Source organism: Streptomyces sp. NBC_01283, assembly GCF_041435335.1.
In the GTDB taxonomy this organism is placed as follows: domain Bacteria; phylum Actinomycetota; class Actinomycetes; order Streptomycetales; family Streptomycetaceae; genus Streptomyces.
The window spans coordinates 4794857-4820198 of sequence record NZ_CP108430.1 but is presented as its reverse complement, the minus strand read 5'-3'; the positions used below and the strand labels follow the sequence as shown (position 1 = coordinate 4820198).

The 25342-nt window shown below is 70.9% G+C and carries 27 protein-coding genes, 2 tRNA genes and 1 other RNA gene; 19 read left to right on the top strand and 11 right to left on the bottom strand.

The window, feature by feature from the left end:
• Positions 1–899: 899 nt before the first annotated feature.
• Entirely contained in the window at positions 900–3221 is a 2322-nt protein-coding gene (locus OG302_RS21980) for a DNA polymerase III subunit gamma and tau (RefSeq protein ID WP_371528331.1), read from the bottom strand.
• 42 nt (positions 3222–3263) lie between these two features.
• An RNA gene (gene ffs / locus OG302_RS21975) (signal recognition particle sRNA small type) lies at positions 3264–3362 on the bottom strand.
• Positions 3363–3515: 153 nt separating this feature from the next.
• Between ffs and OG302_RS21970 the strand changes: the two genes are divergently transcribed.
• Positions 3516–3603 (top strand) — tRNA-Ser (locus OG302_RS21970).
• Positions 3604–3704: 101 nt separating this feature from the next.
• On the opposite strand, the gene OG302_RS21965 is transcribed toward OG302_RS21970, so the two are convergent.
• The 4 genes from OG302_RS21965 to OG302_RS21950 form a co-directional block, all read right to left on the bottom strand.
• Positions 3705–3992 (bottom strand): hypothetical protein, encoded by a 288-nt coding sequence (locus OG302_RS21965; RefSeq protein WP_371528330.1) that lies wholly within the window; start codon positions 3990–3992, stop codon positions 3705–3707.
• 64 nt (positions 3993–4056) lie between these two features.
• Positions 4057–4875 (bottom strand): alpha/beta fold hydrolase, encoded by an 819-nt coding sequence (locus OG302_RS21960; RefSeq protein WP_371528329.1) that lies wholly within the window; start codon positions 4873–4875, stop codon positions 4057–4059.
• A gap of 22 nt (positions 4876–4897) precedes the next feature.
• On the bottom strand, positions 4898–6295 hold the full coding sequence (locus tag OG302_RS21955) for an FAD-binding oxidoreductase (RefSeq protein WP_371528328.1): 1398 nt from the start codon (positions 6293–6295) through the stop codon (positions 4898–4900).
• 235 nt (positions 6296–6530) lie between these two features.
• The gene (locus OG302_RS21950; protein WP_371528327.1) at positions 6531–7016 is read right to left on the bottom strand and encodes a cupin domain-containing protein; all 486 of its coding nucleotides are present in this window, start codon (positions 7014–7016) and stop codon (positions 6531–6533) included.
• Positions 7017–7156: 140 nt separating this feature from the next.
• Between OG302_RS21950 and OG302_RS21945 the strand changes: the two genes are divergently transcribed.
• On the top strand, positions 7157–8086 hold the full coding sequence (locus tag OG302_RS21945; RefSeq protein ID WP_371528326.1) for a LysR family transcriptional regulator: 930 nt from the start codon (positions 7157–7159) through the stop codon (positions 8084–8086).
• Here the strand turns inward: OG302_RS21945 and OG302_RS21940 are convergent.
• On the bottom strand, positions 8044–8619 hold the full coding sequence (locus OG302_RS21940) for a GNAT family N-acetyltransferase (protein WP_371528325.1): 576 nt from the start codon (positions 8617–8619) through the stop codon (positions 8044–8046). The two genes, OG302_RS21945 and OG302_RS21940, sit on opposite strands and share 43 nt — an antisense overlap.
• A gap of 155 nt (positions 8620–8774) precedes the next feature.
• Here OG302_RS21940 and OG302_RS21935 point away from each other — a divergent pair, with 155 nt between their 5' ends.
• Together OG302_RS21935 and OG302_RS21930 are read left to right on the top strand one after the other, a co-directional pair.
• Positions 8775–9029 carry a hypothetical protein gene (locus tag OG302_RS21935; RefSeq protein ID WP_361828701.1) on the top strand — a complete coding sequence of 85 codons (255 nt, stop codon included), beginning with the start codon at positions 8775–8777 and terminating at the stop codon, positions 9027–9029.
• An 11-nt stretch (positions 9030–9040) separates the two neighbouring features.
• Complete coding sequence (locus OG302_RS21930; protein ID WP_371528324.1) at positions 9041–10261, top strand: flotillin family protein; 1221 nt, start codon at positions 9041–9043, stop codon at positions 10259–10261.
• Between the two features lie 45 nt (positions 10262–10306).
• Here OG302_RS21930 and OG302_RS21925 read toward each other — a convergent pair whose 3' ends face one another.
• Positions 10307–11329 (bottom strand): PrsW family intramembrane metalloprotease, encoded by a 1023-nt coding sequence (locus OG302_RS21925; protein WP_371528323.1) that lies wholly within the window; start codon positions 11327–11329, stop codon positions 10307–10309.
• 109 nt (positions 11330–11438) lie between these two features.
• On the opposite strand from OG302_RS21925, the gene OG302_RS21920 reads away from it, so the two are divergent.
• Complete coding sequence (locus tag OG302_RS21920; protein ID WP_371528322.1) at positions 11439–12641, top strand: cation:proton antiporter; 1203 nt, start codon at positions 11439–11441, stop codon at positions 12639–12641.
• Between the two features lie 22 nt (positions 12642–12663).
• Here the strand turns inward: OG302_RS21920 and OG302_RS21915 are convergent, their stop codons facing one another.
• On the bottom strand, positions 12664–14265 hold the full coding sequence (locus OG302_RS21915; RefSeq protein ID WP_371528321.1) for an ABC-F family ATP-binding cassette domain-containing protein: 1602 nt from the start codon (positions 14263–14265) through the stop codon (positions 12664–12666).
• A 200-nt stretch (positions 14266–14465) separates the two neighbouring features.
• Between OG302_RS21915 and OG302_RS21910 the strand changes: the two genes are divergently transcribed.
• The 3 genes from OG302_RS21910 (at position 14466) to OG302_RS21900 (ending at position 15780) form a co-directional block, all read left to right on the top strand.
• Complete coding sequence (locus OG302_RS21910) at positions 14466–15050, top strand: HhH-GPD-type base excision DNA repair protein (RefSeq protein ID WP_371528320.1); 585 nt, start codon at positions 14466–14468, stop codon at positions 15048–15050.
• A gap of 199 nt (positions 15051–15249) precedes the next feature.
• Complete coding sequence (locus OG302_RS21905; RefSeq protein ID WP_371528319.1) at positions 15250–15564, top strand: hypothetical protein; 315 nt, start codon at positions 15250–15252, stop codon at positions 15562–15564.
• 57 nt (positions 15565–15621) lie between these two features.
• The gene (locus OG302_RS21900; RefSeq protein ID WP_371528318.1) at positions 15622–15780 is read left to right on the top strand and encodes a hypothetical protein; all 159 of its coding nucleotides are present in this window, start codon (positions 15622–15624) and stop codon (positions 15778–15780) included.
• Positions 15781–15820: 40 nt separating this feature from the next.
• Here OG302_RS21900 and OG302_RS21895 read toward each other — a convergent pair whose 3' ends face one another.
• Positions 15821–17353 carry a helicase HerA-like domain-containing protein gene (locus OG302_RS21895; protein ID WP_371528317.1) on the bottom strand — a complete coding sequence of 511 codons (1533 nt, stop codon included), beginning with the start codon at positions 17351–17353 and terminating at the stop codon, positions 15821–15823.
• A gap of 273 nt (positions 17354–17626) precedes the next feature.
• Between OG302_RS21895 and OG302_RS21890 the strand changes: the two genes are divergently transcribed.
• The gene (locus OG302_RS21890) at positions 17627–17923 is read left to right on the top strand and encodes a type II toxin-antitoxin system VapB family antitoxin (protein ID WP_003955420.1); all 297 of its coding nucleotides are present in this window, start codon (positions 17627–17629) and stop codon (positions 17921–17923) included.
• Between the two features lie 113 nt (positions 17924–18036).
• On the top strand, positions 18037–18684 hold the full coding sequence (locus OG302_RS21885; protein WP_371528316.1) for a LytR C-terminal domain-containing protein: 648 nt from the start codon (positions 18037–18039) through the stop codon (positions 18682–18684).
• 28 nt (positions 18685–18712) lie between these two features.
• On the opposite strand, the gene upp is transcribed toward OG302_RS21885, so the two are convergent.
• Positions 18713–19348: a uracil phosphoribosyltransferase gene (gene upp / locus OG302_RS21880; protein WP_135331553.1), complete on the bottom strand. Its 636-nt coding sequence runs from the start codon at positions 19346–19348 to the stop codon at positions 18713–18715.
• A gap of 138 nt (positions 19349–19486) precedes the next feature.
• Here upp and OG302_RS21875 point away from each other — a divergent pair, with 138 nt between their 5' ends.
• The 9 genes from OG302_RS21875 (at position 19487) to OG302_RS21835 (ending at position 25319) form a co-directional block, all read left to right on the top strand.
• Positions 19487–19672, top strand: coding sequence for a hypothetical protein (locus tag OG302_RS21875; RefSeq protein WP_367043588.1), 186 nt, complete (start codon positions 19487–19489; stop codon positions 19670–19672).
• Between the two features lie 205 nt (positions 19673–19877).
• Positions 19878–20450, top strand: a complete 573-nt coding sequence (locus tag OG302_RS21870; RefSeq protein ID WP_371750193.1) for a hypothetical protein — start codon at positions 19878–19880, stop codon at positions 20448–20450.
• 108 nt (positions 20451–20558) lie between these two features.
• Complete coding sequence (gene tadA, locus OG302_RS21865; protein WP_371750192.1) at positions 20559–20990, top strand: tRNA adenosine(34) deaminase TadA; 432 nt, start codon at positions 20559–20561, stop codon at positions 20988–20990.
• An 80-nt stretch (positions 20991–21070) separates the two neighbouring features.
• Positions 21071–21155: transfer RNA gene (locus OG302_RS21860), tRNA-Ser, on the top strand.
• 454 nt (positions 21156–21609) lie between these two features.
• Complete coding sequence (locus tag OG302_RS21855; protein ID WP_160505981.1) at positions 21610–21789, top strand: hypothetical protein; 180 nt, start codon at positions 21610–21612, stop codon at positions 21787–21789.
• A 52-nt stretch (positions 21790–21841) separates the two neighbouring features.
• The gene (locus OG302_RS21850) at positions 21842–22135 is read left to right on the top strand and encodes a Dabb family protein (protein WP_160505982.1); all 294 of its coding nucleotides are present in this window, start codon (positions 21842–21844) and stop codon (positions 22133–22135) included.
• A gap of 348 nt (positions 22136–22483) precedes the next feature.
• Entirely contained in the window at positions 22484–23293 is an 810-nt protein-coding gene (locus OG302_RS21845) for an RNA polymerase sigma factor SigF (RefSeq protein WP_371750191.1), read from the top strand.
• A gap of 244 nt (positions 23294–23537) precedes the next feature.
• Positions 23538–24398 (top strand): RNA polymerase sigma factor SigF, encoded by an 861-nt coding sequence (locus OG302_RS21840; protein ID WP_371528315.1) that lies wholly within the window; start codon positions 23538–23540, stop codon positions 24396–24398.
• A 90-nt stretch (positions 24399–24488) separates the two neighbouring features.
• Positions 24489–25319 carry a hypothetical protein gene (locus OG302_RS21835; RefSeq protein ID WP_371528314.1) on the top strand — a complete coding sequence of 277 codons (831 nt, stop codon included), beginning with the start codon at positions 24489–24491 and terminating at the stop codon, positions 25317–25319.
• Positions 25320–25342: the final 23 nt, after the last annotated feature.

Below are 25342 nucleotides of genomic sequence, written 5' to 3'. Positions count from 1 at the left end.
CGCGTCAGGGTGCGGGCAAGTGCCCACCCGCCCGATTGCCCGGCGATGCCGACCTGGGCGTAGGAGCTGGGGCGGGGCAGAACCCGACGGCCGCAGTACCCCCCGCGTCAGGGTGCGGGCAGGCGCCCACCCACCCGATTGCCCGGCGATGCCGACCTGGGCGTAGGAGCTGGGGCGGGGCAGAACCCGACGGCCGCAGTACCCCCCGCGTCAGGGTGCGGGCAGGCGCCCACCCACCCGATTGCCCGGCGATGCCGACCCGGGCGTAGGAGCTGGGGCAGGGCCCGGCGGCCGCAGTGGCCCCCGCGTCAGGGTGCGGGCAAGTGCCCACCCGCCCGATTGCCCGGCGATGCCGACCTGGGCGTAGGAGCTGGGGCAGGGCCCGGCGGCCGCCGTGCCCCCCGCGTCAGGGTGCGGGCAGGCGCCCACCCACCCGATTGCCCGGCGATGCCGACCTGGGCGTAGGAGCTGGGGCAGGGCCCGGCGGCCGCAGTACCCCCCGCGTCAGGGTGCGGGCAGGCGCCCACCCACCCGATTGCCCGGCGATGCCGACCTGGGCGTAGGAGCTGGGGCAGGGCCCGGCGGCCGCAGTACCCCCCGCGTCAGGGTGCGGGCAGGCGCCCACCCACCCGATTGCCCGGCGATGCCGACCTGGGCGTAGGAGCTGGGGCGGGGCAGGGCCCGGCGGACGTGGTGGCCCCTACGTCAGGGCGGGGCTGCGGGGTAATCGGGTGGGCGGGCGGGAAAAATCCGCCGCGGAGCGGCGACACGACAGGCGCGGCGCCGAGCCCGGCGGACGCACCAGCCCCCACGGCCGGGGGACGCTGCCAGGTAATCGGGCGCGCGGGCCCAGGCCCGAGTGGATCACTCGCCCCAGGGCAGCGCAGCGCAGCGCCGCCTCAGGGTTCGTTGTTGAATTCCTCGACGATCGTTGCGCCCAGTTCGCGGACGATCAGATCGTGGCCCGACAGGGCCGACTCGACCAGGTCGGGGTCGTCGTCCGCCCAGGTGTCGTCCTCCGGGGAGACATGGTCCGGGACGCGCCGTTCCGAAGCCGGGGCCGGGGCCGGCGCGGGAGCCGGGGCCGGCGCGGGAGCAGCCGCAGCCCGGCTCGCAGTGGAGGGCGTCGGCGGAGGCGACTGCTGATGCTGCTGCGGAGCCGGCCGCGCAGGCGGAGGCGTCGCGCCGCCCCCGAAGTTGCCCGCCGCGGGCGGCGGTGCCGAGCCCCCCGAGGGGTCGACGATCGCCTCGACCTTCCACTGCACCCCGAACTGCTCGGACAGCGCCTGCCGCAGCACCTCCTCGCTGCCGCTGCTGGCGAAGTTGTCCCGCGCCCCCGCGTTCACGAAGCCGATCTGCAGTGTCGTCCCGTCGAAGCCCGCCACCTGGGCGTTCTGGCTCAGCAGGATCCAGGTGAAGCGGCGGCGCCCCTTCACCGCCTCGAGGATGTTGGGCCACAGGGTCCGCGGATCGGGCCCGCCGACCGGTGCCGCCGCCATGGCAGGGGCGGCCGCCGGAGCAGGGGCCGCCGGAGCGGGAGCCGCCGGAGCCGACTGCTGCGGAGCCTGAGGCGCAGCCGGAGCACCGCCGCCCGCCGCCGCAGCCGTGGGCCAGCCACCCGGACGCGGGGCCTCCGCAGGAGCGGAAGCTGAAGCAGAAGCGGCGGGCTCGGCCTGCTTCGGGCCGCTGCCCGGAGCCGAAGCCGTGGGCCATCCACCGGGGCGCCGCTCACCGGACGACGCGGGGGCAGCCGGAGCCTCAGGTGCCGAAGCAGGAGCAGGAGCAACCGGAGCAGCCTGCACAGGCGCAGCAACCGCCGGAGCAGGAGTCTCAGGCACCGGAGCACCAGAACCCTGCCCCCCGCCGCCACCCCGAACAGCCGCCCGAGCCGCCGCGGCCCCGCCCCCCGGCGGAACCTGAGCATCAACGGGACCCGGCTGCTGCATCCCCCCCTGCATACCCACATGAGCGTCAGGCCCAGGGACGTACCCCATCGCGGGACCGGGACCGGGACCAGGACCGGAACCAGGACCGCCCCCCACCTGCGCCCCCGCCGCAAAGTTGCCGCCACGCTCCAGCCGGTCGAGGCGGGCCATGAGCGAGCGCTCGTCGTCGTACGCCGCCGGAAGCAGCACGCGGGCGCAGATCAGCTCAAGCTGCAGCCGGGGCGATGTCGCACCCCGCATCTCCGTGAGGCCTTCGTTCACGATGTCGGCCGCGCGGCTGAGCTCCGCGCCGCCGAAGACGCCCGCCTGGGCCTGCATCCGCTCCACGACGTCCGACGGGGCGTCGATGAGCCCCTTCTCCGCCGCGTCCGGAACCGCCGCGAGGATCACCAGGTCCCTCAGCCGCTCCAGCAGATCGGCGACGAAGCGCCGCGGGTCGTTGCCGCCCTCGATGACGTGGTCGACGATCTCGAAGGCCGCCGCGCCGTCCCCCGAGGCGAAGGCCTCCACCACGGAGTCGAGCAACGACCCGTCCGTGTAACCGAGAAGGGACGTCGCCATGGCATACGTCACACCGTCCGTCGCCGCGGACGCCAGGAGCTGGTCCATGACGGACATCGAGTCACGCACGGACCCGGCACCGGCCCGCACGACCAGCGGGAAGACACCCTCCTCGACGGCCATCTGCTCCCGGCCGCACACCTCGGCCAGGTACTCCCGGAGCGTGCCGGGCGGGACGAGCCGGAACGGATAGTGATGCGTACGCGAGCGGATCGTCCCGATGACCTTCTCGGGCTCCGTCGTCGCGAAGATGAACTTCAGATGCTCCGGCGGCTCCTCGACGACCTTCAGGAGGGCGTTGAAGCCCGCCGAAGTGACCATGTGGGCCTCGTCGATGATGTAGATCTTGTAGCGACTGCTCGCCGGCCCGAAGAAGGCCTTCTCGCGCAGATCACGCGCATCGTCCACACCGCCGTGCGAAGCGGCGTCGATCTCGATGACGTCGATCGAACCCGGGCCGTTCCTCGCCAGGTCCTTGCAGGACTGGCACTCGCCGCAGGGCGTCGGGGTGGGACCTTGCTCACAGTTCAGACAGCGGGCCAGGATGCGCGCGCTCGTCGTCTTGCCGCAGCCGCGCGGACCACTGAACAGGTAGGCGTGATTGACCCGGTTGTTGCGCAGCGCCTGCTGCAACGGGTCGGTTACATGCTCCTGCCCGATGACCTCGGCGAACGACTCCGGGCGATAGCGGCGGTACAACGCGAGAGACGACACACATACGAGGTTATAGGCGCCCACTGACAACACATACCGCGAACGCAAAGCGCCCCCCACGCACCCGCCAGAGCCAACCTACCCTTGCTGCCTTCCGGCCCTGGGGGAGTTCAGTCAGATAGCGCCACGTGAGGGGCTGGCACCCACCCTAGCGGATCCCCCGGGCCGGAAGCGACGCCGGTCCCGCCCCGGCATCCCCCTCGGGACGATCCCGTGAGCGATCTTCGGATCGATCTCGGGCCGGAGGCCGATCTGGTTCGCGAGCACTCCTCAACGTCTTGTATTGTTTGCGGCGGAGGATTCGCCTAGTGGCCTAGGGCGCACGCTTGGAAAGCGTGTTGGGGGCAACCCCTCACGAGTTCGAATCTCGTATCCTCCGCCAGTGCCTCACCGGGCACTAACGTTGAAGGGCCCCACTGTTCGCAGTGGGGCCCTTCGACGTTGTGGGGCCGTTGCTCTGTGCTCGGTCTCTGTGCTCGGCCGTCAGGCTCCCGGGAACCAGTAGTTGTGGACGGTGGTCGTTTCCGGCTGTTGGCCTCCGCTGGTCGGCCAGCCGAGCGAGGCCGCTACGGGCATCATTTTCTCGGCGAAGGCGCTCATGTGCCGCTCGGACTCCCAGACGTCGTAGATGTCCAGGCCGTCGCTGCTCGGCACGCACACGTGGGCGATGCAGCCGTCGAAGATCTCGGGCGTCTCCTGAAGCTTCGCGTTGAGCGCGTCGTACTGGTCGGTGGTGATGCCCGGGATTGCTGCGTGCATGAAGATCGCCATGGTTGCTGCTCCTTGTTCTGCGAGGGGTGGGTGAGGGATGGGTGTTGGCTGTTGTTGGTGGGCCTCAGGCCGTGGTGTTGGCGACTTCGGTTATGTCCCGTGCCACGCGCTCCGGGGTTTCCCAGTGCACGACGTGTCCCACCCCCTCGTAGACGATCAGGCGGGAGCCGAGGACCGAGTCGAGGACGGTCTGTTGTTCCTCCCGCGTCACGAAAGGGTCCTGGTCGCCCCAGAGGGCCAGCGTGGGGACGAGGATCCCGGAGAGCGTCGCCCGCAGGTCGGTTTCCAGCAGACCGCGCAGCGTCTCCCGCCATACGCGGGCGGGCGCCTTCAGGCTCTCCTCCACGACCGTCTCCAGGAAGCCGCGCCCTACGGAACCGGCGGCGGATCCGGCGATGAGGCCCAGCGCGAAGCGTTCCGCGAACGAGCGGTCCAGCGGGTCCTCCAGCTGCCGCACGACCTCCCACATCTCTACTGCGGCCGGCTTGTCGGAGAGGGTGACCGGGGTGCCCAGGAGGACCAGCCCGGCCACCCTGTCGGGATAGCGGCCCGCGACGATGCGTGCCTGTACCCCTCCGCTGGAGCCGCCGACGAGCACGGCACGCTCGATCCCCACGGCGTCCATGAAGGCGACGAGGTCGGTGGCGAAGTCCTCGGGGAGATAGCCGTCCGGGGGCTTCTCGGCGTCCCCGTGGCCTCGCTGCGTGGGCGCGTAGACATGCAGCGAGGAGGGCAGGCACCGCAGCAGCGGCTCGAACGTCCACCAGGAGTCCACGTAGCCGTGGACCAGGACGACGGGTGTGCCCGCGGGATCGCCCGCCTCGGCGTACGGGAGGACCGGCCCCTCGCGCAGGGGGACCGTGTGCACGGCGACGGCGGGCATGGCGGCTCTCCCCGTCCTCAGGTCATGGCGTGGGCGTCGGCGCGGGCGTCGGCTCGATGTTCTGGTTGGCGTGGAAGAAGTTGCCCGGGTCGTAGGCGTTCTTGACGCGGGTGAGCCGGGCGTAGTGGTCGCGGTAGGTGGCCCGCACGCGGCTGTGGCTCTCGTCCTCGCCGATGAAGTTCACGTAGGCACCGCCCATGGAGTGCGGGTGCAGCTCCTCCCAGTAGTCGACGCACCACTGTCTGATCGCCCCCGCGTTGGCCGGGTCGGGGTCGATGCCGCCGATGACGCCGGACCAGACGGCGTCGCGGTAGCCCCACGCGGTGTCCTCGTGGTCGACGCGGGCCGCGGCCCCGTCGACGGGGTAGAGGTGCATGGTCGACAGGTCGGTGGGGAGGTTCTCGGCGTACTTCGCGTGCACGTCGATCGCGTCGTCCGTGATCCGGTCGAAGAAGTCGCCGCGCCAGTACCACTGAAGGCCGGTGGGGATCAGCTCGTCGAACATGCTCTGCAGTGCCGGGTACGGCATCGGCGCGGTGAAGTGGAAGGCGGGCGGGCCCGGTTCGCGCACGGCGGCCAAGGCCTTCTCGGCGTCGTCCGGGTCGCCGGTCCAGCACCACACGACGCCGCACATCTTCTGCCCGTGGATCTCCTCCGGGAACGGCGGGCCCGGCGGGACGGTGAGCGCGGCGAAGAAGCCGTTCAGGTCGTCGGGTGCCTGCGGCAGGAAATCGCGGTACCAGCGCAGCACGTCGCGGGTCAGGTCGACCGGCCACACGGTGGCCCCGGCGACCACGTCACGCACCGGGTGCAGCCGGAAGCGGAACGAGGTGACGACGCCGAAGTTGCCGCCTCCGCCGCGCAGCGCCCAGAACAGGTCCGGGTGCTGGGACTCGCTCGCGGTGACGAAGCTGCCGTCGGCGAGCACGACGTCCGCGGCGACGAGGTTGTCGATCGTCAGGCCGTACTTGCGGGTGAGGTGGCCGTGGCCGCCGCCGAGCGTGAGGCCGCCGACGCCCGTCGTCGACATGATTCCGGCGGGGGTGGCGAGACCGAAGGCGTGGGCCGCGTGGTCCAGGTCGCCGAGCTGACTGCCGCCGCCGACCCGGGCCGTCCGCGCCACGGGGTCGACGCGGGCCCAGCGCATGGGCGACAGGTCGACGGTGACGGCGTCGTCGACCTCGCAGAGCCCGGCGCCGCTGTGGCCGCCGCCCCGGACGGCGAGCTCCAGGCCCCGTTCGCGGGCGAAGTCGACGGCGGCCATGACGTCCGCCGCGTCCGCGCACCGCACGAGGGCGGCCGGACGCCTGTCGATCATCGCGTTGTAGATCGCGCGGGCCCGGTCGTACTCGGGGTCAGCCGGGCCGATGACCGGGCCGCGCAGCGCGGCTCTCATGTCTTCGAGGGTGGTGCCGTCCATGACGGGCTCCTTGCCGAGACGCTGACCGCTGCACGCAACCGGGCTCCCCCCTGTCGGGGCCGTCGGTGAGCGGATGTACGCCGGCGTCCTGGCACCCCCCATCAGCCACAGAGCTGACCTCTCCAGCGTCCCGCCATCGGGCCGTACCCGCAATTCACGACGCCGCCGGTCCCGGCCGGCAGGAGGACCCGACAGGACCCGACAGCCGTCCCACGGGCTCAGGGGTCAGGGGTCCTCAGCGCTCGACGAAGAAGCTGTCGTGCTTGACGAGGAACTCGCCGAACTCCTTGCCGCCCTTCTGGGCCATCTCCGCCACCTGCTCGAAGTACTCCTCGCGCGGGGCGCCCGGTGCGAAGAGCAGGAGCATGGAGGCGGGGTCGTCGCCGTCGTTCTTGAAGGCGTGCAGGCCGCCCACCGGGACGTAGAGGAAGTCGCCGGGGCCGCCGGTGATCCAGCGGTCGCCGTCGTAGAGCTGGACCTGGCCGGAGAGGACGAAGAAGGACTCGGAGATCGACTTGTGGAAGTGGGTGCTCGGTCCCGGGGACTTCGGGGCCATGTCCACCCGGTAGAGGCCGAATTCGCCGCCGGTCGAGGCGTGCGTCGCGAGGTAGTGCGTACGGTTGCCGCGCGGGCTGACCAGCTCGGGCTCCTGGTCGGCCGGTCTGAACACCGCGTTGATCTCGCCGCCCTCGCCGAGATAGCGGGGCTCCGGATAGGACATGTTCCGCTCCTTCACAGGTACTTGACCGTGCCGTGCTCGACCGTGGGTGCTTGGCCGTGCGTGCTGACTTTAGCCACCGTCCACCCGCCGCCCCTGTTAGTTCTGCCTGATGATCCCGGGGCGGAGTTAAGCTGGACTGCATGCTTGATACGCGGCGCATGCAAGTCCTCCGGGCAGTGGTCACCAGCGGCTCCGTGACCGCCGCGGCACGCAACCTCGGGTACACGCCCTCCGCGGTCAGCCAGCAGATGGCGGCCCTGGAGAAGGAGGCGGGCATCGCCCTCCTGGAGCGCACCGGCCGCGGGGTGCGGGCGACGGACGCCGGGCGGCTGCTCACCGAGTACGCGGTCGCGATCGGCCGGCAGATCGCCGAGGCGGAGACCGCGCTCGCCGAGCTGCGGGCGGGGCGGACGGGCCGGGTCTCGATGCGGTACTTCACGACGGCGGGCGCGCTGCTCGTCGCCCCGGCGCTTGCCGCGTTGCGGCGGGCGCAGCCGGGTGTGCAGGTCGAGTTGAAGCTGTCGGATCCCGACGATCCGATGCCCGCGGTGCGGGACCGGCAGGCCGACCTCGCCCTGGTGGTCAGACCGGCGGGTCAACTGGGCGTGGACGGCGTCCGGTTCGAGCACCTCCTGGACGACCGCTACCACGCCGTACTCCCCGTGGGGCATCCCCTCGCCGCGAAGCCCCTCCTGGAGATGACGGACCTGGCCGACGAGCCGTGGGTCGCGAGCGAGTCGCCTGGTCCCTGCCTCGACCCCATCCTGGAGGCGTGCGGGGCGGCCGGTTTCAGCCCGGACTTCGTGGTGGAGAGCGGGGACTACGCCACGGCGCAGGGCTTCGTCGCCGCGGGCCTCGGCGTCAGCCTCGTCCCGGAACTCGGCCTGGACACACCCCACTCCGGCGTGGCCGTCCGCGAGGTCCGCAATCCGGTGCCGGTCCGGTCGATCTACGCGGCGGTACGGGGCCCCGCGCCCGACCGCCCGGCGGTGGGGGGTCTTCTGGATGCGCTGCGGGGGGCGGTGGCTCAGCTCGGGGGCGGCGGGACCGCGCCTTCCGGCGCGGCGTAGCACCGTACGGTGACAGTCTGCTGGGGGCTCCAGCGCTGGCGGCCCGTGCCGAGGAACTGCCAGCCCGCGCGTTCGTAGAGGGCGGTCGCCGAAGTGTCGGACTCGACGACGTCCAGGACCGGGTACACCCCCAGTTCCCCGGCCTCGGCCGCCACGCGCGCCAGCAGCCGCGCCCCGATGCCGTGCCCGCGGGCCTCCGGCGCGACGAACAGCCGGCTGACCACGGCGGTCTCTTCGACGGCCACGCCTTCTCGTCCGCTCCACAGCACGGGGGCGACGTCGTCCGCGGTACTGCGGCAGAGCGCGACGTGGCCCACGACGCGGCCTCCGAGCTCGGCGACCCAGGCCCCCGTGAACGAGCTCCCGGCCAACCAGTCGGCGGGCCGGTCGGGCCAGTTGGTGGGATACCCGTCAGCCGCGTGCACCTGAGCGAGGACCTCCACGCAGGTGGGGAGGTCGGGGGCTTGGCGGGGGCGGATGGAGGTAGGAGCGGAGACGCGGGTACGGGTGCGCGGGGCGGGGTCTTGGCTCACTGCGGTATGCAAGCACAGGTCAGGGTTGCCTCGGATCCGCCCCCCAAGGCCCCCGCCCCCGAACAACCCCCCGCCCATACATGGGCGCCCCGCGCCCCCCGCGCTAAGGTCGGGGATCAGACAGAGCCTGCATGACACGGGGGAGGCGGCCGCGGATGGCGCCGGATGAGGCTGTGATCGGCTGTACCGGTGAACTCGTCATCGGTACGCGCGGATCCGCGGGACCGGGCGAGGTCCTGGTGCGGATCCGAGGAGGTTCCGAGACGTTTCTCGCCTGGTCCGACGAACCGCTGCCGCACGGCGCCGCCGTACTCGTCATCGAGTCGCGCGGCAGCCGCCAGGTCGATGTCATCAAGTGGGCGGATCCGTTGGACGCGTTGACCGGCGACGGCGCCGGCGACGCCGGTTGAGGAGTCGATCGATGTTCGGTTACCGCGTTCCCGCCCCCGACGAGGCGATGCTGATCTCCGGCGGGAGGCGAGGACTTGGCGGCGCCCCCTTCCGGGTGGTGACGGGGCACGGCAAGTTCGTGCTGCCCATCTTCCGCAAGACCCGCTTCCTCACGCTGTCCATGTGCGAGGCGGAAGTCGTCGAGCACTGCGTGACCCGGCAGGGCATCGCCCTGAAGGTACGGGCCGTGATCGCCTTCAAGGTCGGCAACGACACGGAGAGCATCGTCAACGCGGGCCAGCGCTTCCTCTCCGACCAGGGCCAGATGTCCGTCCTGACCGGCCGTATCTTCGCCGGTCATCTGCGTTCCATCATCGGCTCGATGACCGTCGAGGAGATCGTCACCGAGCGGCAGAAGCTCGCCACCGAGGTCCTCGACACCTCGAAGTCCGAGATGGCGAAGATCGGCCTGCACGTGGACTCGCTGCAGATCCAGTCGATCGACGACGGCGACACCGGCTACATCGACGCCATGTCCGCACCGCACAAGGCCGCCATCCAGCGCCAGGCCCAGATCGCCCAGGCGCAGGCGACCCAGGCGTCGGCCGAGGCCGAGCAGGAGGCGGCGCGGAACCAGGCCGAGTACGCGCGCCAGACCGCCATCGTGCAGGCCCAGTACTCCGCCGAGGTCGAGCAGGCACAGGCCAAGGCCTCCCAGGCGGGCCCGCTCGCGGAGGCGCACGCGCAGCAGGAGGTGCTGCGCGCCCGTACGGAACTCGCCGAGCGCGCCGCCCAGTTGCGGCAGCAGCAGCTGGTAGCCGAGGTGGTCAAGCCCGCGGAGGCCGACGCCGAGCGCATCCGGGTCCTTGCCCTCGCCGAGGCCGAGCGGATGAAGATCCAGGCGGAAGCGGCGGCGTCGTACGACCGGGTCGCGCTCGACCGGATGCTGATCGACCAGTTGCCGCTGATCGTGAAGGAGGCGGCGACCGGCCTCTCCGGCGCCAATGTGAACGTCCTGAACGGCGCGGACGGGCTGGGCGAGATCGCGGCCGGTCTGGTCGGGCAGGGCCTGACGATCCTGGACTCGGTGCGCAACAACCTCGCCACGCCCGCCTCCCAGGGGCAGGGCCAGGGACGTGGGCAGGGGCAGGGTGAGCGCGAACCCGTCGACATCAAGCGGTACCTGGGTGCTCCCGCCCCCCGCGGCCAGGCGGACAGCGGCAAGGGCGACGGCCCCGTGGAGATCCAGTAGCCCCGGCGCACGGCGGCCCACCACCGGAGCGGCCTCGCGGCGGCGTCATCCCGGTGGCGGGCCACTCGCGTACGTAGGACGACGCCCCCTGCCCCGCGCACCACCGCCACCACCACCCCGCACCGCACGCGAGAGCGAGAGCAGCCAGCCGATCCCGGCGAGCGAGACGAGGACGAGCCCGCCGTCGGAGAAGAGCGTGAACAGGTGCTTCTGCTGCTCGGTGGGGGTGGGGATGTAGCCCTGCGCGAAGAGCGCGGGGTCGAGCCCGGTGCTGGTGATCCTCGCGACGAGCCAGATGGCGATGCCGTGCATCGAGTCCCACAGCGCGTGCAGCAGCGAGACACCGAGATACGTGGCGATGACCGGCCCCGTGAAGCGGAACCGCCCGCCCGGCTCACGGAACTTGAGGAGCACCCCGCCCGCGATCGCGGTCCACAGGCCGTGCCCGAAGGGGGCGAGGAGCCCGCGCAGGATCTCGGTCTCCAGGAGCGAACGCAGGTCGAGGCCGCGCATCGTGACGGCGGCGTTGAAGGCGTACCCGGAACTCTCGAAGGCCGCGAAGCCGAACCCGACGGCGGCGCCGAGCACCAGACCGGCGCGCAGGCCGCGGATCTGCCGGAAGCGGCGCAGGACCAGCATCAGCGCGACCAGCTTGACGGCCTCCTCGATCAGACCGACGCCCAGGAAGATCCACAGGGAGGGGTGCAGGAGGTAGTACTCCATGACGGACGCGCCGAGCACCCCGAGCACACCGCCGACGATGAAGCAGTTGAGCAGCACGCCGAGGCCGAGGTCGCGTCCGTCCCGCTCGTAGGCCCAGAGCACGAAGACGGCCGGGACGAGGAAGCTGCCCAGGAGGATGAGGGTGGGCAGGAGGTTGGTGTTCTTCGTGGCGTAGGTGATGACGGCCGTGAGCAGCCAGAGGGCGAGGCCGCCCCAGAGGCAGCGCTTCCAGAGGCCGGGCCGCATCTGCGGGGCGGGGCCGTTGCCGTCCGGGCCGTTGCTGTCCGGGCCGTTGCCGTCCGGGCCCGGGGGCCGACTCGCCGGCGTGTCCAACCTCTGGCTCATCAGACGGGATCCCCCTTCGAAGCATTCGGATCACGCACCGTCGCCCGCTATCCGCTATCCGCTTGCCGCCCACTGTCCGTTTCGCCCGACTCTAGGTTAAATACGTCCTATGCCGCATCCGGGGACGCTCATCCTGATCATGGCCATCGCCGTGCTCGCGCCCCTCCTCACCCACGGCGTCAGCCGCTGGCTCCCCGTCCCCCTGGTCATCTTCGAGATCCTGCTCGGCATCCTCATCGGGCCCGACGTTCTGGGGTGGGCCCACCACGACGAGGTCATCGACGTGCTCTCGGACCTCGGCCTCTCGATGCTGATCTTTCTCGCGGGGTACGAGATCCAGTTCGACGCCGTCCGCGGGGACACCCTGCGCCGTTCGGTGTGGGCGTGGGTGGTCTCGCTGGCGCTCGGACTCGGCGTCGCGTTCGCGCTGTCCGGGGGCGCCGTCACCAAGAGCTTCGTCATCGGCACGGCGCTGACCAGCACCGCGCTCGGCACGGTGCTTCCGATCCTGCGCGACTCCGGGGACCTGCGGGGCCGCTTCGGGACGGTGATGATGGCATTCGGCGCGGTCGGTGAGTTCGGCCCGATCATCGCGATGTCCCTGCTCCTGAGCGGCCGCTCGCCCGGCACGGCGACCGCGGTGCTCGCCGCCTTCGCCGCCGTCACGGCCGCCGCGGTCTTCTGGGCGCTGCGGCCGAGGCCTCCCTGGTTCTCGCAGGTCATCGCCAAGACCCTGCACAGCAGCGGCCAGTTCGCGGTGCGCTTCGTGATGCTGCTGCTCGCCGCGATGCTGGGCCTCTCGTACGCCTTCGGCCTCGACACGCTCCTGGGCGCGTTCGCGGCGGGCCTGGTCACCCGGCTCGTGCTGCAGGGCGCGGCGCCGGAGAGCAGCGAGGTGGTCCTCGGGAAGATCGAGGCGATGGGCTTCGGCTTCCTGGTGCCGGTGTTCTTCATCGTCACCGGCATCGATTTCGACCTGGACGCGCTGCTCGGCGGCGGCCGTCCCCTCATCCTGCTCCCCGCCTTCCTCCTCCTCTTCCTCGTCGTACGCGGCCTGCCCGTGTACTTCCTCGCCCCGCGTGACCTGGACGTACGCGACCGGCGGGCCCTCACGCTCTACTCCGCCACGGCCCTGCCGCTCGTCGTCGCGATCACCACCATCGGCCTGGCCGACAAGGCACTGACGGCGGGTGAGGCCGCGGCGCTCGTCGGCGCGGCGATGGTGTCGGTGCTCGTCTTCCCGCTGGTGGCGCTGAGGCTGCGGGCATGCTCGCCACGCGACCTCAACACCACAGGGGCGGGCCCCGGCTAGGGAACCGGCCAAGGTCTCGGCCTTAGGCGAGCGCGACGAGCTCCCGGTAGTCCGGGCTCCAGAGGTCCTCGGTCCCGTCCGGCAGGAGCAGCACGCGGTCGGGCCGCAGCGCGTCGATGGCCCCTTCGTCGTGCGTCACCATCACGATCGCGCCCGGATACGTGCCCACCGCGCCGAGCACCTCGTCGCGCGACGCCGGGTCGAGGTTGTTGGTCGGCTCGTCGAGGAGCAGGACGTTCGCCCCCGAGTGCACGAGCCCCGCGAGCGCGAGCCGGGTCTTCTCGCCACCCGACAGCACGGCGGCGGGCTTGTCGGCGTCGTCCCCGCGGAACAGGAAGGACCCGAGCACGCCCCGCACCTCACCGTCCGTCAGACCGGGCGCGACGGCGGCAAGGTTTTCCCGCACCGTCATCCCGCCGTCGAGGGTGTCGTGCTCCTGCGCGAAGTAGCCGAGCCGGGCCCCGTGACCGTGCACCACCCGCCCGCTGTCCGGGAGTTCGGCCCCGGCGAGGAGGCGCAGGAGGGTGGTCTTCCCGGCGCCGTTGAACCCCAGGACGACCAGCCGGCTGCCCCGGTCGACGGCCAGATCGACGCCGCCGAGCACCCGATGGCCCCCGTACGCCTTCACCAGGCTGACCGCGCCGAGCGGCGTACGACCGCAGGGCGCGGGCTCGGGCAGCCGGATCCGCGCGACCCGCTCGCCGCGCCGCACCGGCTCGGTGGCGGCGAGCATCCGGTCGGCGCGGCGGGCCATGTTCTTCGCGGCGGTGGCGGTGGCGACGTGCGAGCGCATCTTCTCCGCCTGGCTGCGCAGGGAGGCGGCCTTCCGCTCCGCGTTGGCCCGCTCACGGCCGCGCCGCCGCTCGTCCGCCGCCCGCTGGGCGAGGTAGGTGTGCCAGCCGGTGTTGTGTACGTCGACGGCAGCGCGGCCCGGGTCGAGCGCGAAGACGCGGTTGACGGTGTCCGCGAGCAGCCCGGTGTCATGGCTGATGAGGACGAGCCCGCCGGGATAGGTCCCCAGATACCCCCGCAGCCAGCCGACCGAATCGGCGTCCAGGTGGTTGGTCGGCTCGTCGAGGAGGAGGGTGTCGTGGCGCGAGAAGAGGATGCGGGCCAGCTCCACGCGGCGCCGCTGGCCGCCGGAGAGGTGACCCACCGGCGCGTCCATCGCGCGCTCGGGGAGCCCGAGCCCCGCGGCCACGCGAGCGGCCTCCGCCTCGGCGGCGTACCCGCCCCGCGCCTGGAACGCGTCGTCCGCGCGGGCGTAGGCGGCCATGGCCCGCTGCTGCTCCGCGCCGCTCCCGGCCGCGGCCATGGCGCTCTCGGCGCCGCGCAGGGCCTGCACCGCCTGGTCGAGGCCGCGGGCGGAGAGGATGCGGGCCGTGACGGTGCTGTGCGGGTCGGCAGCGGCGGGGTCCTGGGCGAGGTATCCCAGGGAGCCGGTGCGGGTGAGAGTCCCGGCGGCCGGGGCGGCCTGCCCCGCGAGGGTCTTGAGCAGGGTGGTCTTGCCGGCGCCGTTACGGCCCACGAGGCCGATGCGGTCGCCGGGGGCGATGTGGAAGGAGGCGCCGGCCAGCAGTAGCCGGGCGCCGCCGCGGACGTCGATGCGTCGGGCGGTGATCATGAGGTAACGCTCCGCAGTAGCGAATGGACACACGGGTGACGTGGAGACCGGTGTCCTGGCTAGGAGATGCGGGGCGTAGACATGCGACGAGGTTAATGGGCCGGTTCCGGTGACCGCACTCCCATTTCCTCCCAGACGCCCTTCCCGCCCTCGTGCTGGTGCTGGTGCGAAGAAAACCCCCACACGGGATGATCGACTCCATGGACGTCACCCTGCACCTGGCCCAGGAACCGGAAGCCGACGAGCTCCTCGGCCGCAGTCCGCTGGCCGCGCTCGTCGGGATGCTGCTCGACCAGCAGGTTCCGATGGAGTGGGCGTTCGCGGGCCCGCATACGATCGCGCGGCGGTTGAACGCGGACGATCTCGACGCGCACGAGATCGCGGCGTACGACCCCGATGAGTTCGCGGCGCTTCTCTCCACGAAACCGGCCGTGCATCGCTATCCGGGATCGATGGCGAAGCGGATCCAGCAGCTCTGCGGCTATCTGGTGGAGCACTACGAGGGTGACCCCACCGCCCTGTGGGAGAACGCCGCTTCCGGCAAGGAGCTCCTGCAGCGCCTCAACGACCTCCCCGGCTTCGGCAAGCAGAAGTCCCAGATCTTCCTGGCCCTGCTCGGCAAGCAGCTGGGCGTACGTCCTGAGGGCTGGCGGGAGGCGGCGGGGGCGTACGGGGAGCCGGACGCGTACCGCTCGGTGGCGGACATCACGGGCCCCGAGTCCCTCCAAAGGGTCCGCACCCACAAACAACAACTAAAGGCCGCAGCCAAGTCCTCCGGCAAGTAACCCTCGGGACCCCGCATCCACCCGCCCGGAGCACGGTTTCCGGCGTTCCGGAGTCGGAGTAGCCCCGCGGCCACCGCGGCATACCGGCGCGGCACCGCGCCCCCACACGCGTCAGCCCCGTGCCGTGTTCGTAGCCCATGAGGGGGGATCTCGGCGTCAGGGAACAGCAAGCGGCGTTCCGTGGGGGACATGACCCCTCATGAGCCGTGCCGCGTCGCCCCGCCCCGCGTGGCTTCGCAGTGCCCTCATCCTGCTGGTCCTCCTCGGCACGGTCCTCGCCCCCGCCGAAGCCACCCCCACCCCCACCCCCGCCCCACCCGCGGCCGTATCCACCGAGCCCACCGGCGAGGCCCATCAGGACACCGCCGACAGCGCACTCCGCGTCACCACGAGGCGCCCCGCCCTCGGCACCACCCCGCTCGCACACCCCCGCGCGCCCCGCCGAAGCCGCCCCCTCCCCACCCGCGGCCTCAGCCACCTCCCCGCGCCACGCTCCGTCGTCCTCCGCTGCTGACAGGTCCCGCCCTCCACGACCACCAGCAACAGCGAACCGAGGACAGGACAGACACCCATGCCCATCGACCCTTACGCGGCCCTGCACGCCCTCCTCCGCGCCGAAGCCGTACGCAACTCACCCAACACCACCCCCAACCCGGATACCGCCAGCCAGGCCCAGGGCGAAGAAGAGGATCAGGGCGCGGAGCAGAAGACCGGGCAGCACGACCGCTGACGGCCTCCACCCCCGACCGGCGCAGGCGCCCCCGCCAGCCTCAGCGTCTGCGCCGAGCCGTCCCGAACACCGACCGCGAGATCTCCCGCCCGATCTGCGTCCCCAACGACCGCGCGAGCGACTTGAAGATCCCGCTCCCCACCACCTGGTCCACCACATTCCCGGAGCCGCCCCCCTTGGCGCCCTTCGCAGCCCCCTTCTCCGCCTCCGCCGCCGCGGCGACCGCCGCAGCCGCCTCCTCCGCCTCCGCCTGACGCGCAGTCAACTTCTCGTACGCCGACTCCCGGTCCACCGCCTCCGCATACCGCCCGTACAGCAGAGACCCCTTCACCGCCCCCTCCAGCGCCCCCGCCTCCACCGGCCCCATCAACGACTCCGGCGCCCGCAACCGCGTCACGGCCACCGGCGTGGGCGCGCCCCTCTCGCTCAGTACGGTGATCACCGCCTCGCCCGTGCCGATCGCGGTCAGCGTCTCCTCCAGGTCGTACGCCGAGTCCGGGAACGTCCGGACCGTCGCCTTCAACGCCTTCTGGTCGTCCGGCGTGAACGCCCGCAACGCGTGCTGGACCCGGTTGCCCAGTTGGGCGAGGACATCGCCGGGCACGTCCTTCGGCGTCTGCGTCACGAAGAAGACGCCGACCCCCTTCGACCGGATCAGCCGCACGGTCTGGGTGATCGCCTCCAGGAACGCCTTCGACGCCCCGTTGAAGAGCAGGTGCGCCTCGTCGAAGAAGAAGACGAGCTTCGGCTTCTCCACGTCGCCCACCTCGGGCAGGTCGTTGTAGAGATCCGCCAGCAGCCACATCAGGAACGTCGAGAAGAGCTGCGGCTTGTCCTGCACGGCGGGCAGTTCGAGCACCGATACGAGGCCCCGCCCGTCCGGCGCGGCCCGCATGAACTCGCTCGTGTCGAACTCCGGCTCCCCGAAGAAGTCCCCCATGCCCTGTGCCTCGAAGGCGGTCAGCGCCCGCAGGATGACGCCCGCGGTGACCGTGGAGAGACCGCCGATCCCCTTGAGCTCGGGCTTGCCCTCGTCCGACGTCAGGAACGTCACCACGGCCCGCAGGTCCTTTAGATCGACCAGTTCAAGCCCTTTTTGATCGGCGTAATGGAAGATCAGGCCGAGTGACTGCTCCTGGGTCTGATTCAGCTGGAGCACCTTCGAGAGCAGCACGGGGCCGAAGCTCGTGATCGTGGCCCGCACGGGGATACCGGTGCCGATGCCGCCCAGTGCGTAGAACTCGCTGGGGAAGCCCGTCGCCTCCCACGTCTGACCGACCTCCCGCGCCCGCTCGGCGACCTTCTCGCCGCTCTCCCCCGGCACCGAGATCCCGGAGACGTCCCCCTTGATGTCCGCGAGGAACACCGGCACGCCCTGCGCGGCCAGCTGCTCGGCGATGAGCTGGAGGGTCTTCGTCTTGCCCGTACCGGTCGCCCCCGCGACGAGCCCGTGCCGGTTGAGCATGGCCAGCGGAATGCGGATCTGGGCGTCGGGCAGACACTGCCCGTCCCACAGGAGCGCCCCGAGGTCCAGCGCGGGCCCGGCGAAGGCGTACCCGGAGACGATCTCCATCGCCTCCTGAGGCAGCGCCCCCTGAAGCAGCGCCCCCTGAGACGACGCCTCACCGGAACCTTTGCCTCCGGTCGTCACCCCCGCGACCGGCGAAGACTCGTTAGAGGGTTTCGCGCCCTCCGTCGTGGACGGCATCGGCTGGCTGTCGCTCACTTCTGCCCCTGTTCCCGGCGTGGCCGTACCCGGTTTGCCCCGCTTTACGGCGTCATTTCCCAGAGTCGCACTCCGTCTCCATGGCTGCGCCCGGAGAGCCTTGCCCGGTAGGCTTTCCGTGTGATCTTCAAGCGCATCGGAAACGGCCGGCCGTACCCCGACCACGGCCGGGAAAGCACCCGGCAGTGGGCGGACGTCGCGCCGCGCCCGGTCCGCCTCGATCAGCTCGTGACGACCAAGGGCCAGCTGGACCTAGAGACGCTCCTCGCGGAGGACTCGACGTTCTACGGCGACCTCTTCGCGCACGTGGTGAAGTGGCAGGGCGACCTCTACCTGGAAGACGGACTGCACCGCGCGGTCCGTGCCGCGCTCCAGCAGCGCCAGGTGCTGCACGCCCGCGTCCTCGAACTGGGCTGACAGCCGCCATCGCCCTCATTGACCCTTCAGCCATTGACCCTTTCGGGTTGGACTGAGCCCAAGTCAATGATCATTTAGTAGGCATCACGGCGTCGTCGCACTACGCTGCGCCCATGAGCATGCTCACTCCCCCCGGCATGGGCGGCAAGTACCGCATCACGGGGGCCAAATATCCGCGTATGCGCCGGAACCGTGGCCGCCGCAGGATCGTGCTCGCGGTGGTCGCGTCCGTCGTGGCGGCCGGCCTGATCGGCTGGGGAACACTGCAGCTCATCGACGTCTTCACGGGCGGCGACAAGGCAACGGCGGCAAGCGCCCGCAGCGACTGCAAGCCCAAGCAGCGCCCCTCGGCCGAGCCGCCCGCCCCCAAGGCGCTCCCCAAGCCGGGCCAGATCAAGGTCAACGTCTACAACGCCACGCCCCGCTCCGGCCTCGCCAAGGACGTCGCGGGCGAGCTGAAGAAGCGCGGATTCACCATCGGCAAGGTGGACAACGCTCCGAAGGAGTACGACAAAAAGGTCAAGGGAACCGGCATGCTGCTCGGCGCCAAGTCCGCCAAGGACACCGCCCTGCCGGTCCTCGGCACGCAGCTCGCGGGCGCCGAGAGCCGGACGGACGCCCGTAAGGGCGGCGAGGTGGACCTCATCCTGGGCGCGAAGTTCAAGGATCTGGCAAAGAAAGAGGACGCCGACAAGGCTCTGGCGGTACTCGCCAAACCCAAGCCGACGTCCTCGACGTCCAACGGCCAGAGGGACTGCTGAGCGCGGTCCCTGGAAGGACTGCTGAGCGCTACTCCGCGGTCCCGTACATCCGGTCACCGGCGTCGCCGAGGCCCGGCACGATGTAGCCGTTCTCGTTCAACCGCTCGTCGACCGAAGCCGTCACGACCGTCACCGGCGTGCCCGCCAGCTCGCGCTCCATGACCTCGACGCCCTCGGGCGCGGCCAGGAGCACCACGGCGGTGACGTCGTCCGCGCCGCGCTTGATCAGTTCCTGGATGGCCGCGACGAGCGTGCCGCCGGTGGCCAGCATCGGGTCGAGGACGTACACCTGGCGCCCGGAGAGGTCCTCCGGCATGCGGGTCGCGTACGTCGACGCCTGCAGGGTCTCCTCGTCGCGGATCATCCCGAGGAAGCCCACCTCGGCGGTCGGCAGGAGCCGCACCATGCCGTCCAGCATGCCGAGCCCGGCGCGCAGGATCGGCACGACCAGGGGGCGCGGGTAGGACAGCTTGACGCCGGTCGTCGGGGTGACCGGGGTCTCGATGTCGACCTGCTCGGTGCGCACGTCCCGGGTGGCCTCGTACGCGAGCAGGGTGACCAGCTCGTCGGCGAGGCGCCGGAAGGTCGGAGAGTCGGTGCGCTTGTCGCGCAGCGTGGTGAGTTTGTGCGCCACCAGCGGGTGGTCGACGACGTGGATACGCATGCTTCAACGGTAACCGCGCCCGGGACCACCCGGTCTCCCCCGTTACGGCCACCTCCGCCGCCTCCCCGAAACTTCCGCGCTGGCATCAAACCCGCCGTACGGGGGAAAGTGGACGTACGACCTGGGGTGGTGTTGCCCATGCCGGACAGAGAGCCCGGCGGCCGAGAGCCGGACCGCGAGACCGAAGCCGAGCGCCGGCGCCGCCGCGCCCAGTTCCTGCACGAACGCGCCGAGGCCCTGGAGCTCCGGGACCGTGTGAAGCCGCGCCGCGCCCGGGCGGCACGCATGCGTCAGCAGATGCGTATGCGCACGTTCCGCTGGTAGCGGCCACCTCTCACGCAGGCATCCGGGAGCCGTCCGGGAAACGCGACGCGGACACAGCGGGCGGAAGACCTCTCCTCGGGCCGCGGTTTCTGCCACGATTCCGAGTGGGCGGGGCTTGGAACAGCAACTCCCCCGCTCCCCGAACTCGCCGGGGGGACACCCAAACCGTCAACCGGCACTGTCTATGACCAGTGGGAGAGTCACGGTGTACTTCGCCGCACTGCTCGCGCGCACCGAAGACGGGTGGGAAGCGAGCGACACGGAGCTCGACAATGTGGAGACCCTGTCGGATCTGGCCGACCTGGCCCGAGAGGCCACGGCCGGCAGCGCTGAGGACGACACCGTCCTCGTCTTCATCGAACAGGAGGGCGCCTGGTTCGGCGTCGTCCGCGTCGACGGTGAGGAGGACCCTCGTATCTACGTCTCGGACGCGGCCGCGGCCGCCCGGAGTTCGTACGGCGAGATCCTGCTCACCGACGAGATGCTCGGCCGTGAGCCGGGCACCGACGATCCGGGTGTCGATCTGGACGCCCTCGACCTGGATGGCACGGAGGACGGCGAACCCGCCGGCTCCGACGCCGTCCCCGATACGGCCGACGACGAGGAGACGGGGGAAGCCTCGGGCGAAGCGTTGCCCGCGGGGCCCCTCGGCGACTCGGAGCTCATGATCGACCTCGGCGTGCCCGAGAAGGAGCTGCTCGGCCTTGAGCCCGGTGACGCGCTCAGTGACATCGCCGAGATCCTCGGGGCGGCGGAGGTGCTAGAGGCCGTCCGCTAGGTTCCCGGTGTGAGCGACCGGAGCGACGACCACCACCACCTCAACGAACCAGCACCAGCACCAGCACCAGCACAACCCGATCCCGTACGCGACCGCTGGCGGGCCGCCATGCGGCTCGCCCTGGCCGAGGCCGAACTGGCCGTCCAGGTCGGCGACGTGCCCGTCGGCGCCGTCGTGCTGTCCCCGGACGGCACGACGGTGCTCGCGGCGGGCCACAACGAACGCGAGGCGACCGGCGACCCGACGGCGCACGCGGAGGTGCTCGCCCTGCGGCGGGCCGCGGCCGTGCTCGGGGAGTGGCGGCTGACCGGCTGCACGCTGGTGGTGACCCTGGAGCCCTGCACGATGTGCGCGGGCGCGCTCGTCCAGTCCCGGGTCGACCGGGTCGTCTACGGAGCGCGGGACGAGAAGGCGGGGGCCACGGGCTCCGTATGGGACGTCGTGCGCGACAGAAGGCTCAACCACCGCCCCGAAGTCATCGGGGGCGTCCTCGCGGAGGAGACCGCCGGACTGCTCACCCGCTTCTTCCGCGGGCGCTGAGAAGCCCTCCGAAGGCCCTCCGAAGACCTTCCGAGGAACGGATTTCTGACCACGGCCTTCTTTGGGCTAGAGTTCCTCTCGGTAGCGTGTCCGAGCGGCCGAAGGAGCTCGCCTCGAAAGCGAGTGTGGGGAAACTCACCGTGGGTTCAAATCCCACCGCTACCGCTCTTGATACGAAGGCCCCGTCCGCGAGGACGGGGCCTTCGTCGTTCCCGGGCCGGGCCGAAAGGGCCGTGCAGGCGAGTGCACACGAGCGCACGCGAGAGAGCCCCGGCGCCGTGAAGGCACCGGGGCTCCGTCCCGCTTGGACGGGGGGAACGGCATCGGGGGGACAAGCCGCTCCCCCCGATGAGGACCGGAACCCCCGGCCCGCGCCGTCATACGGGGGGAAGCCGACGGCGCGTGACCCCGCAGTGGGGGCCAGTCCCTTGCCCGCGGATTCCTGCCAGATCCGCTGGGGCACATCACCAATCCTGCGGCTCGCGCCACTCGGAACGGCGCGGCAAAGGGCCTCTGCTGCCGGGCCGTTGGTCCTTAAAGACCTTGTGAGCACCGGCCGGGTTAGACTCACCGCCGTCACAGGGGCCACAGGCGCAGCGGGTAAGGGGAGGCCGAGAGCATGGCGGTGCAGTGGAAAAAGATCGGGCTCTTCGCGCTCGTGGTCTTCATGCTCTACGTGATCATCACTGACCCCGCCAAGGCCGCGGACTACGTCCAGATAGGCTTCGAGGCGGTTTCCGACGCCGCTCAGAGCATCGGCGACTTCATGACGTGGGTCGCCAACGGGGGCAAGGACTGAGCGGCCCGGCCCGCCGTCCTCACCCTCCTCTCCCCGCTTCACAGGAGTGCGCATGATCCGCCATCTGGTCCTCTTCAAGCTCAACGACGGTGTGGAGCGCGACGAGCCGCGCGTCGTCGAGGGCGTCAAGGCCTTCCGCGCGCTCGGCGAGCAGATCCCGGAGCTCACGTTCTGGGAGTGCGACTGGAACATCACCGACCGGCCCATCGCGTACGACTTCGCCATCAACTCGGCGGTCGAGGACACCGATGCGCTGAAGCGGTACATCGAGCACCCCGCCCACCAGGCGGGCGTCGCCCTGTGGCGGGAGTTCGCCACGTGGGTGATCGCCGACTACGAGTTCTGAGCCACCCGGCTCAGCCGCCGACCGCCCCGCGCCAAGCGGCCCCTCACCGGAACGGTGAGGGGCTTTTCTGCGTCTTATGGCCCAACTTGCCCCTCAACACGTAGTTATCGGGTGCTTGCACACAGTGCACATGTCTTGTGATGCTATGACCGCTTTTGACGGATGAGTTGACCAAGGTCGGCTGATCTTGACTGAGCTCGACAGGACTTGACTGGGCTTGACCGAGAAGGGGTGGCGTTGACCGTGCCGGCCAGTACTGCGCCCGAAGCACCACCCGTGACCCCACAGGCGAGCAACCCCGGCCCACCCAGCGCGCCGGGCCTCCTGGACACACACGACACCCGCGACCTGCAGGACACCCACCCCGCCCCGCGCGGCCCCAGCACCCCCAGCAGCAGGGGCGCCGACACCCGGGCCCTGACGCAGGTGCTCTTCGGCGAGCTCAAGGAGCTCGAACCGGGCAGCCCCGAGCACGGCCGCGTCCGCGGTGCGCTCATCGAGGCCAACCTGCCGCTGGTGCGGTACGCCGCCGCCCGTTTCCGCAGCCGCAACGAACCGATGGAGGACGTCGTCCAGGTCGGCACGATCGGCCTGATCAACGCCATCGACCGCTTCGACCCCGAGCGCGGCGTGCAGTTCCCGACCTTCGCGATGCCCACCGTGGTCGGCGAGATCAAGCGGTACTTCCGCGACAACGTACGAACGGTCCATGTGCCGCGCCGCCTTCACGAGCTCTGGGTGCAGGTGACCGGGGCGACCGAGGACCTCACCACGACGCACGGGCGCTCGCCCACGACCGCGGAGATCGCCGAACGGCTGCGGATCACCGAGGAGGAGGTCCTGGCCTGCATCGAGGCCGGACGTTCGTACCACGCAACGTCGTTGGAGGCGGCCCAGGAGGGCGACGGGCTGCCCGGCCTGCTCGACCGGCTCGGCTATGAGGACCCGGCACTCGACGGCGTCGAGCACCGCGATCTCGTCCGCCATCTCCTCGTGCAACTGCCCGAGCGCGAACAGCGGATCCTGCTGCTGCGCTATTACAGCAATCTGACGCAGTCACAGATCAGCGCCGAATTGGGCGTTTCTCAGATGCATGTGTCAAGACTGCTGGCCAGAAGCTTCGCGCGACTTCGATCCGCAAATCGTATCGAGGCGTAACCGTATCGAGTGGACTGCCCTGACGGCGGTTCCCGACGATCTCGCGGGCAGAAATGCCTCAGACCCCCTCTTTCCTGCATCGATGTCACCCTTCTTTGTCGACATGTAACTACAGCGTGTTGCCGACATGTGACATTCTGCTGGAACCGCGTTTGCCGCAGCCTTGCGTCCGGTATTCAGGTGGAGGCTGCGTTCCTCCGACGGGAGCGTCCGCCGTGACCGTCCGCGACCTCAAGGGGGTGGCATGTCCGCAGACCAGGGCAGCTCGAAGGTGCTCACGCTCACGAAGAGCGAATCAGCGCCCGACGCGCTTGTGAGTCCAGTAGTTTCCGGGGCTTCCGGAGCCATCGACACCCGCACCCTGTCCCGCTCCCTGTTCCTGCGGCTCGCCGCACTCGACCAGGACAGCCCGGAGCGTGTCTATGTGAGAGACACGCTGATCGAGCTCAACCTCCCCCTCGTCCGGTACGCGGCGGCGCGCTTCCGCAGCCGCAACGAACCGATGGAGGACATCGTCCAGGTCGGCACGATCGGCCTGATCAAGGCGATCGACCGCTTCGACTGCGAACGGGGCGTGGAATTCCCGACGTTCGCGATGCCGACGGTCGTCGGTGAGATCAAGCGCTTCTTCCGCGACACGAGTTGGTCGGTGCGCGTCCCGCGCCGCCTCCAGGAGCTGCGGCTCGCGCTGACGAAGACGAGCGACGAGCTGGCGCAGAAGCTGGACCGCTCGCCGACCGTCCCCGAACTCGCCAAGGCGCTCGGGGTGTCCGAGGAGGACGTGGTCGACGGCCTGGCCGTCGGGAACGCGTACACCGCCTCGTCGCTGGACTCGCCGGCCCCCGAGGACGACGGCGGCGAGGGCTCCCTCGCGGACCGCCTGGGGTACGAGGACAGCGCCCTCGAAGGCGTCGAATACCGCGAGTCCCTCAAGCCGCTGCTCGCCAAGCTGCCGCCGCGCGAGCGCCGCATCATCATGCTGCGCTTCTTCGCCAACATGACGCAGTCGCAGATCGGCGAGGAGGTCGGCATCTCGCAGATGCACGTCTCGCGCCTGCTGACGCGGACGCTCTCGCAGCTGCGCGAGGGGCTCATCGCCGACTGATCCGGGCACTGCCCGGCTTCAACAGGGCGCGGAGTGACCGGTGTTGCTGACGGTGTTCCTAATTGACGACCCGTCAGCCACACTGGCGCGATGCGACGTGGCATGCGAAACGTACTGGGCGCCTCCACGGCCGTCCTGTGTCTGGGCGGCCTGCTGGCCGCGTGCGGCAGCGAGGACGGCGACGGCTATGTGGCCACCGGCCCGGCCGCCGCGAGCCCTGAGCGGGCGCCCGGCAAGGGAGTTGCACCCACCGGCGACGTGGAGCTCGTACCACTGGACGGGAGCGGGAAGCCGGCCGACGGCAAGGGTGACGGCGACGGCAAGGGCGGCGGCTCCGATTCCGCGGATCCCGGCTCCGTCGACGCCGACGGCGACGGCGACGGCAAGTCCTCGGACGGTAAGGCCGGTTCGGGTTCCCGGGACACCCCGCTCGGCGGCGATCCCTCGACCGACGCCGCCAAGCCCGGCCGTACGGAGGGAAGTTCCTCGGGCTCCGGCGGTTCGGGAGGCAGTTCGGGCGGCAGCTCCGGAGGCGGCTCCACAGGGCCCTCCGATGGCGGGGCGAGCGACACCCCCTCCGCGCCCGGCGGCGGCACGAGCACGCAGCCGAGCGGTCCCGCGAAGCTCGGCGTCGGCGAACCGCAGCGCAAGCCCGCGGCCGACCGCTGGTGCGAGAAAGTGACCGTCTCCTTCCGCAACACCGGTGGATCACCGGTGCGCTCGGGCACGGTCACCTTCGGCACGCACGTGATCGGCGCCCTCGGCGTGGACTGGGCGACGATCGAGTCCACCCGGAAGCTGCCCGCCCCCATCGACGCGGGGAAGACCGTGAAGAGGACCTGGACCGTGTGCGTCGAGGCGTGGCGGGTGCCGCTGGGGATGCATGTGGAGACGCGGGACGTCTCCGTGAAGTGGAAGTAGGAGTTCTCTGCCGCGCCCGCGCC

Coding starts and splice junctions, on each gene's coding strand:
- OG302_RS21965 (WP_371528330.1), bottom strand. CDS start 3,992: ATGGCGATCTTCATGCACGCAGCAATCCCGGGCATCACCACCGACCAG.
- OG302_RS21960 (WP_371528329.1), bottom strand. CDS start 4,875: ATGCCCGCCGTCGCCGTGCACACGGTCCCCCTGCGCGAGGGGCCGGTC.
- OG302_RS21955 (WP_371528328.1), bottom strand. CDS start 6,295: ATGGACGGCACCACCCTCGAAGACATGAGAGCCGCGCTGCGCGGCCCG.
- OG302_RS21950 (WP_371528327.1), bottom strand. CDS start 7,016: ATGTCCTATCCGGAGCCCCGCTATCTCGGCGAGGGCGGCGAGATCAAC.
- OG302_RS21945 (WP_371528326.1), top strand. CDS start 7,157: ATGCTTGATACGCGGCGCATGCAAGTCCTCCGGGCAGTGGTCACCAGC.
- OG302_RS21935 (WP_361828701.1), top strand. CDS start 8,775: ATGGCGCCGGATGAGGCTGTGATCGGCTGTACCGGTGAACTCGTCATC.
- OG302_RS21930 (WP_371528324.1), top strand. CDS start 9,041: ATGTTCGGTTACCGCGTTCCCGCCCCCGACGAGGCGATGCTGATCTCC.
- OG302_RS21925 (WP_371528323.1), bottom strand. CDS start 11,329: ATGAGCCAGAGGTTGGACACGCCGGCGAGTCGGCCCCCGGGCCCGGAC.
- OG302_RS21920 (WP_371528322.1), top strand. CDS start 11,439: ATGCCGCATCCGGGGACGCTCATCCTGATCATGGCCATCGCCGTGCTC.
- OG302_RS21915 (WP_371528321.1), bottom strand. CDS start 14,265: ATGATCACCGCCCGACGCATCGACGTCCGCGGCGGCGCCCGGCTACTG.
- OG302_RS21910 (WP_371528320.1), top strand. CDS start 14,466: ATGGACGTCACCCTGCACCTGGCCCAGGAACCGGAAGCCGACGAGCTC.
- OG302_RS21905 (WP_371528319.1), top strand. CDS start 15,250: ATGAGCCGTGCCGCGTCGCCCCGCCCCGCGTGGCTTCGCAGTGCCCTC.
- OG302_RS21900 (WP_371528318.1), top strand. CDS start 15,622: ATGCCCATCGACCCTTACGCGGCCCTGCACGCCCTCCTCCGCGCCGAA.
- OG302_RS21895 (WP_371528317.1), bottom strand. CDS start 17,353: ATGGAGATCGTCTCCGGGTACGCCTTCGCCGGGCCCGCGCTGGACCTC.
- OG302_RS21885 (WP_371528316.1), top strand. CDS start 18,037: ATGAGCATGCTCACTCCCCCCGGCATGGGCGGCAAGTACCGCATCACG.
- upp (WP_135331553.1), bottom strand. CDS start 19,348: ATGCGTATCCACGTCGTCGACCACCCGCTGGTGGCGCACAAACTCACC.
- OG302_RS21875 (WP_367043588.1), top strand. CDS start 19,487: ATGCCGGACAGAGAGCCCGGCGGCCGAGAGCCGGACCGCGAGACCGAA.
- tadA (WP_371750192.1), top strand. CDS start 20,559: ATGCGGCTCGCCCTGGCCGAGGCCGAACTGGCCGTCCAGGTCGGCGAC.
- OG302_RS21855 (WP_160505981.1), top strand. CDS start 21,610: ATGGCGGTGCAGTGGAAAAAGATCGGGCTCTTCGCGCTCGTGGTCTTC.
- OG302_RS21850 (WP_160505982.1), top strand. CDS start 21,842: ATGATCCGCCATCTGGTCCTCTTCAAGCTCAACGACGGTGTGGAGCGC.
- OG302_RS21840 (WP_371528315.1), top strand. CDS start 23,538: ATGTCCGCAGACCAGGGCAGCTCGAAGGTGCTCACGCTCACGAAGAGC.
- OG302_RS21835 (WP_371528314.1), top strand. CDS start 24,489: ATGCGACGTGGCATGCGAAACGTACTGGGCGCCTCCACGGCCGTCCTG.